We start from the raw sequence: 12,985 nt of genomic DNA, 5'->3' as shown, positions 1-12,985 counted from the left end.
AATTTGAATTATGTAAATTTTCCTCTTATCTGGCATCTACTCTTTAAACACAAACTCCCCTTAAATCGAAAATGATTAAGGGGAGTTTTATATACGATGCAATTATAGTTCAGATTTCACTCGAACAGAAACATTATTTTTAATTATATTTTTGACATCTTTAAAGCTAACAAAATTGTTACTTTTCTCATCCCAAAGACGGAAACGTAGTGATTGTAAGCTTGTAGCAAGCGTAATCGTTGGTACATTTTTTAACGGAAGCGTATTATTGTGTGCCTCTTCTAGTTTATAGTTAGGTACCCTTGGGCTTAAATGGTGAACATGATGGAATCCAATATTACCAGTTAAGAATTGCAAAATTTTAGGAAGCTTATAAAAAGAACTTCCTTCCACTGCCGCTTTCACATATTCCCAATCTTTATCCTCTTCAAAATAAGAATCCTCAAATGTGTGCTGTACGTAAAACAGCCAAATCCCTACTGAACCTGCTATTAAGAATATAGTACCATGTACTAACAGAAACGATTGCCACCCAATTGCCCAGCAAAGTATAGCTACTACAGCAACAATTATAATATTCGTCAAATAAGTATTCATACGTTCTTTCTGCCTTGCACCTTTTCGGTTAAATCTATTTTTAAGCAAGAAAACATAAATCGGACCTAATCCAAACATAACGAATGGATTGCGATATAAGCGATATGCTAAACGAAGTCTAAATGGTGCAGCTACATATTCATCAACTGTAAGCGTCCAAATATCCCCTGTACCCCTCTTATCCAAATTACCACTTGTAGCGTGGTGAATAGAATGTTCATGCCCCCACTGATCAAATGGGAATAATGTTAAAACACCCATACACGTTCCAACTATTCTATTTGCACGTCGACTTTTAAAGAACGAATAATGGGTGCAATCATGAAAAATAATGAAAATTCTTGTCATAAATCCAGCGGCTAACAGTGCTGGAACTAATGTTAACCAATAAGAAACTGACAAACTTTTATAAGCAAGGTACCATAAAATAATAAATGGCACGATTGTGTTGATCAGTTGCCAAACACTTTTTTTAATCGTTGATTTTTCAAAAGGAGCAACTTGTTTTTTTAAATTTTTAGTATTTTCTAAGGTCATTGTTCTAATTCCTTTCCTTTTTGTTGCTAATTCATATTATAGCACACTATTAGTATCAGGTGTTAAAAGTAGCTATAATAAATATTATATACTATGAAAATCTCTTTTTTCTTACTCATTACTTACAAATTACTTACGCCCAAAATAGCTTCTATAATTGGACAGGCGGAGTATTTTATTTATAAAAGAAACTTTGAATTTTCCCAATAAGTACATAAAAAAAACAGCAAGTTTTTTCACAAGAAGAAAAAAGCTGCGATAAGTCAGTTTCACCGACTTATCGCAGCTCCTCTTCGTTTTACCTTATTTTATCGATGAAGCCACACTGCACCTGCAGACTTGTCTTCAGCTTGGCCTACCACTTCAAACTTCAGTCCTAGTTTCGGTAACTTACGTCCTGCATCAGGAATAATACTGTTGATGTATTGCTTAGAATCATCAAATTTTGCCACTCCTGGTAATCCTTTATAATCGAAGATACCGCGAGTTGGTGAATTTACTTTCCATGCTGGTGTTTGATCAAATGAGAATGCCGCATCGGCAATTTGGTAACGCGTACTGCTCTTCACAGTAGGTTGTCCGTTTAATGTCCCTACAATTGCCTCTGGATGAGAATCTACTACTCCTAAGAACCCTTCACCTGGATGAACGCCTACCCAGTTATCTGTAAAGCTTTGATCCGCATACCATACAACCATTCCTGTATTAAATACTGGGCCACGTGCATGTTGTAACGCAGTGTCAGAACCAGCGTAATTTCTCCACTCTACATAGTAATTATGTTTTTTCTGTTCAAATCCGTTAGACACAGTAAAGCCTTTTAACGTCATTGCTGGCTGACCTTCTGCATCATCAGAGAAAACAACTTTTCCATCTACAGTTAATGCTGCATTATCTAACGCAAACCCTTTATAAGCTACTGCAATATCTGTTAAGTACTCAAATTGCAGTTTTACTTTTTTTCCTTTGAATTGGCTTAAATCGTATGATTTATCAACCCACTTACCATCAGTTGTATCCGCGCCGCCTTTTACATCTTTTTCGCCCATTCTATCAATGCGTGTCTTCGTTCCATCTTCTGCAATCGCATATACGTCAAGGAAATCATACTTCGCTTCAAGTTCGTAAAATGCCTTATAATCGAACTTAGCATCCTTTGCATTTGTTAAGTCAAATACTGGTGTCTCAAGTGTTGTATGAATGTCATTTCCTTTTGTACTGTAATAGAACTTCTTACCAAACGCTGATTCGATATTTTTTATATCTTTGTCTGGCAAGTTAACACGAACGATTCCAGGTCGTTTAGATTTTGTAGTACTTTGATCTACATATGTCGCAACACCGATTCCTTTGCTAAGTTTGTCATAATCTACTTCAAGGATATTCGCCCAGTTCCCCTTCATATTCTTTTGGAAAAACTCTTTATTTTGTGGTGAGAAACTCGTTGGCTCTGTTCCTGCAATTTTTCCAGCCCAGCTACCACCACTCATAATAGACCATGACTCAACAGGTTCACCTTGTCCTGAGTACTTTGTATCATATTCATCTGGTAAGCCTAAATCATGGCCATACTCATGTGCAAACACACCAACTGCCCCGTCTTCAGGCTCGATTGTATAATCATATGCAGCCATCTTTCCGCCCCAGTTCGAAACAGAAGATTTCGTGCCATCAATTGCATATGGTTTTGAACCTAGTTTTGAACGATGTGACCAAATCGCATCATCTTTCAATTTACCGCCGCCAGCTTCTTGACCAACGCCAGCATGTACAACCATTAAATGATCAATAATGCCATCTGGCTCATTTTTATTTCCATCACCATCTTGATCGTATTGATCAAATTGGTCATAGTCTGCTAAATTGATTCCTTTTGCTACCGCTGCTTTTAATGCTTCTTTCACAAAATCTTTTGGTCCTAAAGGCCCCTTGTTATCATGCCCAGTACCTGCATCAGCACCATAATCTGATGCTTTTCCTGGAACAGTAAGCCATTCTGTTACAGTCCCATCAACTGTGTAGCTACCACCAGATTGTTCTTCATAATATTGCTTAAATGTGTTAATCTTCGATCCATCAAATAAAGTAAATGGTTCATCACCAAATAACATTTTTTGATAATGTTCACGATTAAAGTCTTTAGAATACATGTATCCTGGCTCTTGATCAATATTGTTATGCTTAAAATCGCTAAATTCTACAAGTAAAACAAGTACTTTATCTTTTCGAACAGCTCCATTGTATTCTTCTTGCTTCGCTGATGTAGTAGGTACTTTTCCATTTAATTTCCCAGGGTTCAATGCTGCACCTTGTCCAGCTACCGGGCCTACTTCAGGCTGCTGCGCCTGTTCATTTTCCTTCATTTTTGCATCTTTTACTTTTTTCATAAAATCAGAAGCTTCTTGCGTAAGACTATCTCCTGTTAAGATTTCTTTCCCAGGGTTTTCCCCTTTCTTTTTCTCAACATATTTTTCGACAGCCTTTGACGTCTCAGCTTGCGATGCAGATTGATCAATTACCCCCCGTTGTTTTAGCGCTTCAGCCAAACGCTCCTCCGGTATTAAGTGCTCATCTATTGGTAGAGATGATGTTGGTGTCTCAGCATACGCTGCGTGACCTCCAAAAGCAAACGTACTACTTAGTACTGCTGCTGTTGTTAATACCGCTAATGGTTTTAATTTCTTTTTCTTTTTCAATGTATTTCCTCCCCAGTGTCTGCAAATTATCGTTTTTTGCCGATAACAACATAATATTCGTTATAATACGAATATTCAATCTTTTTCAACAAATAAAATGTTGAGAAATATTTTTATGCAGGGTGAAATACATAAGATAGAAAAACAAACTCACCTATAAATAACAGTGAACTTTTTTAGTAAAAATAAGAATTAAATATTTTCTATACTACTTAATCTATGGGTTACCATATTACTCACTAATCTCATTATTACAAGCTAATAGTGGTTCGTACATCATTATAGCGTGATTCTCTGTTACATATTGATCTTCTATTAACTGTTTCTGTAGATTATATACTTTACGTTGAATCACATTATGTCGTATATAACCGCCCCAGTATGCAGGTTGAATTGAGTGTTCTTTCTCATACACTTCATATTGATAAAGTTGCGGATAGACTGTTCTCCATTCACCAACTAAATGTTCATCTGTCATATAAAGGTGAAGTTGATACGGTTGATCCGTTTCATTTTTAATTTGTAAATCCAAATAGTTATAGGAACAAGTTGCCCCACTCCCAAACGGTTGAGTTCGCCTAGAATCAGGAAAGACATCAAAGCTATGACGATATCGTTCGGTTACTGTCAGTGTTGTATGTAGAGTCATCCAATATATTAAATTTGAAAGCTGACAAAGACCTCCTCCAATACCTGATTGAAAAGATCCGTAGTGTAATACCATACCTTCTACATACCCTTTTTTCCTCGTTGGCTTACCTATTAAACGCCAGTAAGAAAATGTTTCTCCCGGTCTAATGACGATACCATTTAGTTTTTTAACAGCAATTTTCAAATTAACAACCTTATTCTGTTGATACCACATATCTACATCTTTGAGCTTACGAAGTAATATTGTTTGGTGCTGAATTGCTGTACAAGGTAGCTTTTCTTGTTGGAACCTTTTTGCATATGTTTTCCCGTCTGCTAACCACTGAATGTGCCTCTTTGTAGAGTAATACCACTTACCTAGCATAATGCGATACTTAGACCGCTGTTTAGGACGTAAGTGCACTATATTCATTTTATTCCCTCTCTCTTTCTTCAACTAAATTCTAATATATTTCTAATTCAATAAATTACAGTTTTCTTAACTGCATAATAATTTTCGCAAAAAAATAATAAATTTACTCTAGTGGAGATTTTATTTTGATGATTGCTTTATAATTATATAAAACTGAGCTTCAATACAATAAATTGAAATAAACACATTATAAATATAACGGATAACCTTAAATAAAAAATAATGAACATTAAAGAAATTCTAAAGTATTAATATATTTTTCGTAAATATTAATTGATAACCCATTAGACTTTACTATATGTATAACTTCTTATTCTACAAAACGAAATTTTTTAATGTAAGAAAAAACTATACTTTCCCTTTAACATTGATACCAGTCTCATATGGAAAACTTTACAAAACAATTCGAACACTTACATTTAGAATAAACACAAAAAATTGCCACCAGTTAGCTTAACTGGTTGGCAATTTTTTAACGAGAATGCTTTACAAATAGTTGAATTGCTTCTTCTGGTACATAGCACTTTCCATTACTCTCTACAATAATACTTCTTAATTCATACCCTTTACCATTGATACGAATTATATTTTTGTTACCAAATAATTGTGCTTCTACTTTATTATGTTTTACTACCAGTAACGGGTTTGCTCCTTCGGTTTTGTTGGCTGTTACAGTTGCACCGATCTTCTTAAAGGCTTGTTCACTCTCTAAAAATATTTTATTCGTTACTTCTTCTAAGTTAAAGCCCATCGCTTTCGCCATCGTCTTCGCAATGTCTGTATTTTGGATTAAGCCTTCTGGTTTTTGAGGTCCATAAGAATGTAAGAATACATCCTCACCTGTATGTCCTCCTGTCGTAAAGCCGATATTTGCACGATTAGCCAATAATGTAGTAAGAATTCGTCCTACATCCATTTTCTTTTTTGCCGCTTTTAATTTTTCTTTTTCATCATGAGTTAGATTATCCAAACCGTATAGTTTAGCTACATCTTCTACATTTGATAAATCAGATTTCAGTTTATTTATAGTTCCTTCAAGTGTCATTTTCGCCTTTTTCAATGGATCAATGTATGCAGAAACCGGTGTAGTATTGTATCCTTTTGTCGTATTCCTATTCCCTATAGAGATGCCGCTGTTACCATGATCAGTTAAAGCGATGAGCATCGTATCCCCATCTTTCTTCGCAAATTGTAACGCCTTTGCTACCGCTTCATCAAATGCCAATATATCACTAATCATCCCAATTGGATCATTCGCATGGGCTGCCCAATCAGGCTTACTACCTTCTATGAATAAAAAGAAGCCATCTTTATCTTTTGATAATGTTTGAATTGCTTTTTCTGTCATTTGAGAAAGTGTTGGTTGTTCTGGGTTTGTTGCTATACGATCCGTATCAAACGCAAGAGCATGATGTGAGAAAGAGCCCCAAATTTTATTAGATTTGGAGTTCAATAACGCATCTTTCGTTTCAACAAAATCGTATCCTTTGTTTTGAATCACCTTTACTAAATTTTCACCATCTTTTCGGATTCCATTACTTTGCATAGGTAACAGCGCCGCTTTTCCCCCGCCTAATACGACATCTATATTTTGATATACTTGCTGCTTCGCAATTACGTCAAATTGCTTGCGATTGACATGGTGAGCCGAGAATCCCGCCGGAGTAGCATGCTGAATTTCAGATGTAGCAACAATTCCAGTTGCACGACCAGTACGTTTTGCACCTTCTAATACGTTTGCGACCGGCCGTAACTTGTCCTCTTCTTTTATTGGCTCTAAGCTAGGCGAACTTACAATAGAAGGTAATACACCTACATATCCTGAATTTGATTTATTTCCAGTTGCTAATGCTGTTGCTGCTGGCGCTGAGTCTGTAATAGCTGATTCCGCCGAAAACGTACGAACTCCTCCTGTTACAATTTGATCTAACGTAAGCGGTGCCCCTTTATACCAGCGAGCCAATGTTGTCGCCGTTGAACTCGTTCCGTCCATAACCATCATAATTATATTTTTAGGCTGATGTTCTACTTTTTTCACCTTAGCTTTGGCTGCATGATAATTCATCATACTTTCCGTACTTAATACGCTTACTATTATAGCTGCCACTAATAGCAACTTTTTCATCTTCACACCATAATTCAACATGATTGTTCCTCCATAAACTTTGCATTCATTTAAATACACACTATTTCCTTTTCCATACCAAAACCTACATATGTTTTATTAGTTCCCAATTCTCATAAAGCTAACAATAGTTACTTTCCCTTTCTTTCCTTTATTAAATATCGGTATGTATCATCTATCTTATAAAAAAGATTTAACATCCTTTTCATTAATTACTTGTTTAACAATAAATCCTCGATCAAAAGAAATAAAAATTTATTGTTAAACAATAAATTTCATGTTAAATTAATAAGATAATAAATAAATGAGGTGCTTTTTATGAAACAAGGATCCACACTCTTTTTAAAGACCGTTGTGATTCTGATCGGAATCCCCGTTCTTGCTATGTGCATTTTTTTAGTCCCTAAAATAGGAGCTTTCGCCGCAGAATTATATCCAGATATTTCATATATTAAATATCTTGTATTTATCAATTTATACGCAACAGCAATACCTTATTACTTCGCACTGTACCAAACATTTAAGCTTTTAAACTATATTGATAAAAACAACGCATTCTCAGAGTTATCTGTTCAAGCTTTAAAAAATATTAAGTACAGCGCATTGGCAATTAGTGTATTATATGTATTAGGTATGCCACTTTTCTATCTCGTGGCAGAGAGAGATGATGCCCCTGGCATTATTATTATCGGAATGATTATGATTTTTGCTTCAATGGTAATCGCGGTCTTTGCTGCCGTTCTCCAAAGACTATTAAAAGATGCTATAGATATAAAATCAGAAAATGATTTAACGGTCTGAGGTGAATAATATGGCAATTATTATTAATATTGATGTAATGTTAGCAAAAAGAAAAATGAGTGTAACAGAACTTTCGGAGAAGGTTGGAATTACAATGGCTAACCTTTCTATCTTGAAAAATGGAAAAGCAAAAGCAGTCCGTTTTTCAACTTTAGAAGCAATATGTAAAGCATTAGAATGCCAACCGGGGGATATTTTAGAATATCAACCTGAAGATACCGAGTAAAAAGAGTCCTTCATACGAGAAGGACTCTTTTTATTACACATTACGGTGCAAAACTAATTTGACCAGTAAACAATAGGATAATCGCTATGATCCAAAATATAAAAAATGATGAGGACAGTATTAATGAAAGAATAGCAATTCCCTTCTTCTCTGTTCTTTTCGTCATTGTGATTATTGAAAGTGTGATACCTACACCTGTCAGGGCAATTGTAATATAATCTCCAACTATATTACCTGCATTGGCTATCCTTGTTGGCGTTATAAAAACGAATAGAAAACACAAAATGCCGATGAGTAAAGATACATAGCTTATTATACTGTATTTCTTTTTAGGAACTATTTCAGTTTTCATACTAACCCCACCCCTTCTATATAGCTATGAGTTCATAATAGCACAAATAACCATAATTTGGTTAAAGCGAAAAAGATAAACACTATCACTTTATCTTTCAGTTTATTTCTATCTAACAATTAACCTGGCTACTTCTTTAATAAAGATGGACGATCATTCTTTAACCTCTAGTAATTATTATATACTAGAAAATAAAGTGAAACTTTAATCAGTGGAGGTTTTGTTCACCCTCCACTGATTATTAGTTGAAGCGATCAGGCTGCCCGTTATTGCGGAATAAAATGAAAGAGTTCTAAAAAATAAAGACTGTACCTTTAAAATGAAAGATACAGTCTTTATTAATAACTTTTTTTATAAAGAAAACTCTCTATCACTCACTACCTTAAAAAACTCCGAGTAATGTGATAAAGAATAATCCGCTACATCACAATTACCTTGAAACATACATGTTGAAATACCTAATTCTTTTGCAGGTAATAAATCTAATTCTCTATCTCCAATAGCTAAATCAATATTATGCTTTTTATGTAAATGATTATAAGCTAAAGAGTTGGGCTTTCGGGGAAAGCCATCGTCAATTGTAACCATATCTACAAAGTATTTTTCCCAGCCGTAATATTTTAAAATGTCCATAACCCCTGCCCTATGTTTATGGGTCATAATCACATTTTTATTTGCAAATTTCAAAACCTCTTCGACACCTGCAAAAGGTTTCATATCTTTTGGCGTGAATTTCTCCTTCAAAACTTTAATCTTTTCTTCCTGCTCGCATGAAATATTATAATACTGAATTGCATGAGAGTATGATATTTTTAAGTTTTTGTATATTTCTTGTTTTTCTACTGATTCACCTAATATTTCAGAAAGCATCATTGTATATGCAGGATACGTATCAAATAACGTCCCATCAAAATCCCATAAAATATTCATTCTATTCACCTTCTATTTTCAAATCATTCAATGACTAAATCCGCCCTATCCCTCGGCAATTCCGTTTCTAAGTAATAATCCTCTGCTTTCCAATACCTATTTTCAAATTTTGAAAGGTTTTTCTGTGTCTCCTCACTCTCACGTAGAAACCTTGTCTCTCTTGGACAGTCCAAATAGACCATATAATGAAAGAAATCTCTCCATTCTTTTCGCTGCAGAAAAACTCCTTCAATAACAATTACCCCTACAATAGGAATCTGTACTTTTTCCATTTCACATATATCTGTTTCTTCATGAAAGAAAGGTAATTTCAATTTTGTTTCATGTTGTAGCTTTTGAAAAAATTTCTGCCTTAGCCATTCAATGTCCCATTGTAAATAATAATACTCGTACCATTCTTCATATCCAGTATGATAGCGTTTATTACGCTCCACTATGTGATCGTCAATATGGAAAATATGAAACGGAATGCCTTCTTGTTTCATATTTTCTTTTAAATTGGCTACGAATGTTGTTTTTCCAGATCGACTTAAACCATCTATCCCTAAAATAAAGCGGTTTTCTTTATGCTTCTTCATAACATTTATAAGCTCATTTGTACTCATTACTTCTTCCACTCTTCTTTTAATAACGAGTATAGAATGGTATCATGAGCGACACCATTTTGAATCATATGTTTTCGAAGTAATCCTTCTTCTTGAAATCCTGCTTTTATTAACAATTTTTGAGAAGCTTTATTTTCTACATATACAACCGCTGCGATTCTTATTAGTTGCAGCATTTCAAATCCGTAAGCTAAAATCGCTTGTAATGCTTCCGATGCATATCCTTGTCCCCAATATGTATCATCTAATTCATAACCAATTTCAGCTCGTTTATGATGATTATTAATTAAATGAAATCCGCACGTTCCGATTAATTGGCCCGTCCCTTTTTTCTCGATTCCCCAGCGAAATACACTGCCCTCTTCATAACGATTTTTAAACGTTTGAATCGTGGTTTTCGCTTGCTCAATATTTTGGAAAGAATCCATTCCGAAATAACGTATAACTGATTCTTTCGAAAAATATTGGAACATCGTTTCTGCATCTAATAGTGTAAGTTCTCTTAAGAATAAACGTTCTGTTTCTAGTTTCGGAAATCCCATCTCTCTTTCTCCCTCTATTCTAATGAACTGCAAATTTCAATATAATTTCCATCTGGATCAGCAATGTAGGCAATTGTTTGTCCCCACGGTTTTACAATCGGTTCAACTAAAATCTTGATTCCTTGTTCTCTAAATTGCTCAATCGTTTCTTGTACATTCTCAACAACGAATCCTAACTCGAAATGAGAAGACTGTAATTCACCTTCTGTAAGCGGTAGTCCTGTTAATTCTTTCACATCTTGCCGCGTATTCATCGCTAAAATGGTAGTTCCAGTATTAAATTCAATATATGTGCCGTGCTCTGCTTTTATAGGTAACTGTAAAATATCTTTATAGAACTTTAAACATTCCTCAAACTTTTCTACATATAAAATGATGTACTTCATTTTCAAATTCATTTTACATCCCCCTTTGTATCTATCCCTAAAATTTCGACAAAAGTCTCACAAAAACCTTGTTCCTTGTAGTAATGAGCAAAAAAAATGAGGCCGATTTCTCGGCCCCCCAGCTTATTGGCATAAAACAGGAGATTTGGTTTGGACATAACCAGTTCGTACTTTTATTATATTTTATTTTTTCTGAATTTTAAATACATTAAACACCTATTTATATTGAGAAAGTTTTTTGCTTGCATAAAATTAAAGATTTTAAGAAATGATACAAATGGAGGTGTATACATATGGAACCAATGCTATGTCCAAGTTGTAAAACGAACCGTACCCGCTTTAATATTCTTGAGCAACAAGTAAAACCAGTCAAAATAAATCCACAAACTGGTCAAGTGGAAGAAGAATACACAAATGAAACGATGAATGCTTTTCATATGGCCTATCAAGGACCTACATACCGTGTCCAATGTGCTGTATGCGGACTTGTTGAAAACCCTGAACAATTTATTAAACCTGCGCAAAATCAGTCTTTCTAATAAAAACATGATTATCCCTTGTAGAAATAGATTTTTCTATAAGGGATTTTTTCGTTTAATACGTTAATTAAAAATGTATTTCTTCCTTATTATATGTTAAAATCCACACCATTTTAGTAATATTTACATAAGGGAGGTGAAACAAATGATTTTAAATAAAAAGATAATGCTTCCATCAACATTTCTACTATTAACTTGTCACATAATCATCTTTTACTTTTGGATTTCCGATTGGAAGAAAATCTCGACTTCTTACGGTTTAGCTATATGGATACTTTCTACTATTTGTGGTCTTTTACTTTATTTCCTTTATAAAAAACAAAAATCTAATAAAGTGATATTCATTGCTAGTTCGTTATTATTAATTACTTCTTCATTTATGATTTTTTTAGGTATTGTTACTGGTATTATCTTTGTAACTGTTAGTTCTATGCCTTAAATATATAATGTTTTATTATATAAAAAATAGTCAACAAAATAGAATTACATAAAAATTAAAGAAGATAATGATGTTTGTTCATTGTCATCATTATCTTCTTCTAGGGTCTAATCTTTATTATAATATTTCACTTTTCAATTTCTTGATTTTCCAAAAAATCCTCATGAAGAAATAAGCATACATACAACCTACAAGCCCTGTCATAACTTTCGCCCAAATTGGCACTCTTGATTCTGTTGAACTTAAAAATACGCTATACATTGAGGGTAATATAGTTATTGAAATCAATGCGAAAAATTGCAATAATTCCTTCATTTTTTGTACCTTCGTGTCCTTCTCTGAATATATGTCAGGTAACTCAATTCCCTTCTCTACTTCCTTACAAAAATAATTCCATCTTGTAAAACTTGTGACACGTTTCCAACCAGACATTTCATATATTTCAAAGTACTCCTGTTGTTTTTCTTTTGAATCCCTATAAACCAATCTAAAATCCGCTTTATATATTACATCTTTCGGTTCTGTTTTCTTAAACGTATACAACAAATTATATCTTTGTAACGCCCAACCTTTTTGATGCATTTTCCGTAAAAAAGCTTCTTCTTTTTCTAAACTCCATGCCATGAAAAATTTAAATACCTTCTTTGTCTCCATCTCTCATTCACTCCCCTAATATACTATTTCCATTCCTTACAGATCTCTGCAATCTGTTATACTCGAGCTCTAACACTTCTCTCCCAAACGGCGTTAACTCATAGCACTTCTTTCTGTCTGTAGAGGCAACTTCAACAATTAACTTCTCTTTTAGTAATTTCGTCGTATTTCCATATAAAGTACCAGGGCCGAGCTTTACTTCCCCATTTGTCATCTCTTCTACCATTTGCATAATTCCGTAGCCATGCAACGGCTTCACGAGTGACAATAATATGTAATATGTCGCCTCAGTTAACGGAATATATTTTTGCGCCTTCGCATTCATTATAACTACCTCCGATACATCGCTTTATGATATATCGACTAACGATACATCGTATATCGATATTGTATAATTATATTCCAAAATATGCAAGAGTAATTTAATAATTAAATATCCATTTCTTCGAATTAAAAAATCATACCAATTTTCTGAATAATTTGTTAAAATATA

General features: G+C 34.0%; 15 protein-coding genes. 4 read left to right on the top strand and 11 right to left on the bottom strand.

What is annotated here, in order from left to right; genetic code table 11:
• Positions 1 to 102: 102 nt before the first annotated feature.
• The 4 genes from HMAS_RS09490 to HMAS_RS09475 all read right to left on the bottom strand — a co-directional run bounded on the left by HMAS_RS09490 (position 103) and on the right by HMAS_RS09475 (position 7,039).
• Positions 103 to 1,134, bottom strand: coding sequence for a fatty acid desaturase (locus HMAS_RS09490; RefSeq protein ID WP_000171504.1), 1,032 nt, complete (start codon positions 1,132 to 1,134; stop codon positions 103 to 105).
• A 308-nt stretch (positions 1,135 to 1,442) separates the two neighbouring features.
• Positions 1,443 to 3,830 carry an immune inhibitor A domain-containing protein gene (locus HMAS_RS09485; RefSeq protein WP_000727446.1) on the bottom strand — a complete coding sequence of 796 codons (2,388 nt, stop codon included), beginning with the start codon at positions 3,828 to 3,830 and terminating at the stop codon, positions 1,443 to 1,445.
• A gap of 232 nt (positions 3,831 to 4,062) precedes the next feature.
• Positions 4,063 to 4,893, bottom strand: a complete 831-nt coding sequence (locus tag HMAS_RS09480) for a VanW family protein (protein WP_001028238.1) — start codon at positions 4,891 to 4,893, stop codon at positions 4,063 to 4,065.
• Between the two features lie 472 nt (positions 4,894 to 5,365).
• Entirely contained in the window at positions 5,366 to 7,039 is a 1,674-nt protein-coding gene (locus HMAS_RS09475) for an alkaline phosphatase (RefSeq protein ID WP_000935918.1), read from the bottom strand.
• Between the two features lie 297 nt (positions 7,040 to 7,336).
• Between HMAS_RS09475 and HMAS_RS09470 the strand changes: the two genes are divergently transcribed.
• Both HMAS_RS09470 and HMAS_RS09465 read left to right on the top strand, forming a co-directional pair.
• Positions 7,337 to 7,819: a DUF2975 domain-containing protein gene (locus tag HMAS_RS09470; RefSeq protein ID WP_000809114.1), complete on the top strand. Its 483-nt coding sequence runs from the start codon at positions 7,337 to 7,339 to the stop codon at positions 7,817 to 7,819.
• Between the two features lie 10 nt (positions 7,820 to 7,829).
• Complete coding sequence (locus HMAS_RS09465) at positions 7,830 to 8,045, top strand: helix-turn-helix domain-containing protein (protein ID WP_000974619.1); 216 nt, start codon at positions 7,830 to 7,832, stop codon at positions 8,043 to 8,045.
• Positions 8,046 to 8,085: 40 nt separating this feature from the next.
• Here HMAS_RS09465 and HMAS_RS09460 read toward each other — a convergent pair whose 3' ends face one another.
• The 5 genes from HMAS_RS09460 to HMAS_RS09440 all read right to left on the bottom strand — a co-directional run bounded on the left by HMAS_RS09460 (position 8,086) and on the right by HMAS_RS09440 (position 10,872).
• On the bottom strand, positions 8,086 to 8,397 hold the full coding sequence (locus tag HMAS_RS09460) for a hypothetical protein (RefSeq protein WP_000845561.1): 312 nt from the start codon (positions 8,395 to 8,397) through the stop codon (positions 8,086 to 8,088).
• Positions 8,398 to 8,748: 351 nt separating this feature from the next.
• The gene (locus tag HMAS_RS09455) at positions 8,749 to 9,327 is read right to left on the bottom strand and encodes an HAD-IA family hydrolase (RefSeq protein ID WP_044307021.1); all 579 of its coding nucleotides are present in this window, start codon (positions 9,325 to 9,327) and stop codon (positions 8,749 to 8,751) included.
• Positions 9,328 to 9,350: 23 nt separating this feature from the next.
• Positions 9,351 to 9,932, bottom strand: a complete 582-nt coding sequence (locus tag HMAS_RS09450) for a kinase (protein ID WP_000106107.1) — start codon at positions 9,930 to 9,932, stop codon at positions 9,351 to 9,353.
• Positions 9,932 to 10,474 (bottom strand): GNAT family N-acetyltransferase, encoded by a 543-nt coding sequence (locus HMAS_RS09445; protein WP_000506639.1) that lies wholly within the window; start codon positions 10,472 to 10,474, stop codon positions 9,932 to 9,934. The genes HMAS_RS09450 and HMAS_RS09445 overlap by 1 nt, the downstream gene beginning before the upstream one ends.
• A gap of 14 nt (positions 10,475 to 10,488) precedes the next feature.
• Positions 10,489 to 10,872: a glyoxalase/bleomycin resistance/dioxygenase family protein gene (locus HMAS_RS09440; RefSeq protein ID WP_001049849.1), complete on the bottom strand. Its 384-nt coding sequence runs from the start codon at positions 10,870 to 10,872 to the stop codon at positions 10,489 to 10,491.
• Positions 10,873 to 11,153: 281 nt separating this feature from the next.
• Between HMAS_RS09440 and HMAS_RS09435 the strand changes: the two genes are divergently transcribed.
• Together HMAS_RS09435 and HMAS_RS09430 are read left to right on the top strand one after the other, a co-directional pair.
• Positions 11,154 to 11,399 (top strand): hypothetical protein, encoded by a 246-nt coding sequence (locus HMAS_RS09435; RefSeq protein WP_000433602.1) that lies wholly within the window; start codon positions 11,154 to 11,156, stop codon positions 11,397 to 11,399.
• Between the two features lie 145 nt (positions 11,400 to 11,544).
• Positions 11,545 to 11,838 (top strand): hypothetical protein, encoded by a 294-nt coding sequence (locus tag HMAS_RS09430; RefSeq protein ID WP_000602674.1) that lies wholly within the window; start codon positions 11,545 to 11,547, stop codon positions 11,836 to 11,838.
• A gap of 117 nt (positions 11,839 to 11,955) precedes the next feature.
• Here the strand turns inward: HMAS_RS09430 and HMAS_RS09425 are convergent, their stop codons facing one another.
• Positions 11,956 to 12,492, bottom strand: coding sequence for a DUF2812 domain-containing protein (locus HMAS_RS09425; protein WP_000448417.1), 537 nt, complete (start codon positions 12,490 to 12,492; stop codon positions 11,956 to 11,958).
• Between the two features lie 7 nt (positions 12,493 to 12,499).
• The gene (locus HMAS_RS09420; protein ID WP_000991882.1) at positions 12,500 to 12,817 is read right to left on the bottom strand and encodes a PadR family transcriptional regulator; all 318 of its coding nucleotides are present in this window, start codon (positions 12,815 to 12,817) and stop codon (positions 12,500 to 12,502) included.
• Positions 12,818 to 12,985: the final 168 nt, after the last annotated feature.

The organism is Bacillus sp. HMA207, assembly GCF_003402455.1.
GTDB classification, from domain to species: domain Bacteria; phylum Bacillota; class Bacilli; order Bacillales; family Bacillaceae_G; genus Bacillus_A; species Bacillus_A cereus.
This window is presented reverse-complemented; position numbering and strand designations above follow the sequence as displayed.

Coding starts and splice junctions, on each gene's coding strand:
- HMAS_RS09460 (WP_000845561.1), bottom strand. CDS start 8,397: ATGAAAACTGAAATAGTTCCTAAAAAGAAATACAGTATAATAAGCTAT.
- HMAS_RS09420 (WP_000991882.1), bottom strand. CDS start 12,817: ATGAATGCGAAGGCGCAAAAATATATTCCGTTAACTGAGGCGACATAT.
- HMAS_RS09465 (WP_000974619.1), top strand. CDS start 7,830: ATGGCAATTATTATTAATATTGATGTAATGTTAGCAAAAAGAAAAATG.
- HMAS_RS09445 (WP_000506639.1), bottom strand. CDS start 10,474: ATGGGATTTCCGAAACTAGAAACAGAACGTTTATTCTTAAGAGAACTT.
- HMAS_RS09490 (WP_000171504.1), bottom strand. CDS start 1,134: ATGACCTTAGAAAATACTAAAAATTTAAAAAAACAAGTTGCTCCTTTT.
- HMAS_RS09440 (WP_001049849.1), bottom strand. CDS start 10,872: ATGAATTTGAAAATGAAGTACATCATTTTATATGTAGAAAAGTTTGAG.
- HMAS_RS09430 (WP_000602674.1), top strand. CDS start 11,545: ATGATTTTAAATAAAAAGATAATGCTTCCATCAACATTTCTACTATTA.
- HMAS_RS09455 (WP_044307021.1), bottom strand. CDS start 9,327: ATGAATATTTTATGGGATTTTGATGGGACGTTATTTGATACGTATCCT.
- HMAS_RS09425 (WP_000448417.1), bottom strand. CDS start 12,492: ATGGAGACAAAGAAGGTATTTAAATTTTTCATGGCATGGAGTTTAGAA.
- HMAS_RS09480 (WP_001028238.1), bottom strand. CDS start 4,893: ATGAATATAGTGCACTTACGTCCTAAACAGCGGTCTAAGTATCGCATT.
- HMAS_RS09475 (WP_000935918.1), bottom strand. CDS start 7,039: ATGTTGAATTATGGTGTGAAGATGAAAAAGTTGCTATTAGTGGCAGCT.
- HMAS_RS09470 (WP_000809114.1), top strand. CDS start 7,337: ATGAAACAAGGATCCACACTCTTTTTAAAGACCGTTGTGATTCTGATC.
- HMAS_RS09435 (WP_000433602.1), top strand. CDS start 11,154: ATGGAACCAATGCTATGTCCAAGTTGTAAAACGAACCGTACCCGCTTT.
- HMAS_RS09450 (WP_000106107.1), bottom strand. CDS start 9,932: ATGAGTACAAATGAGCTTATAAATGTTATGAAGAAGCATAAAGAAAAC.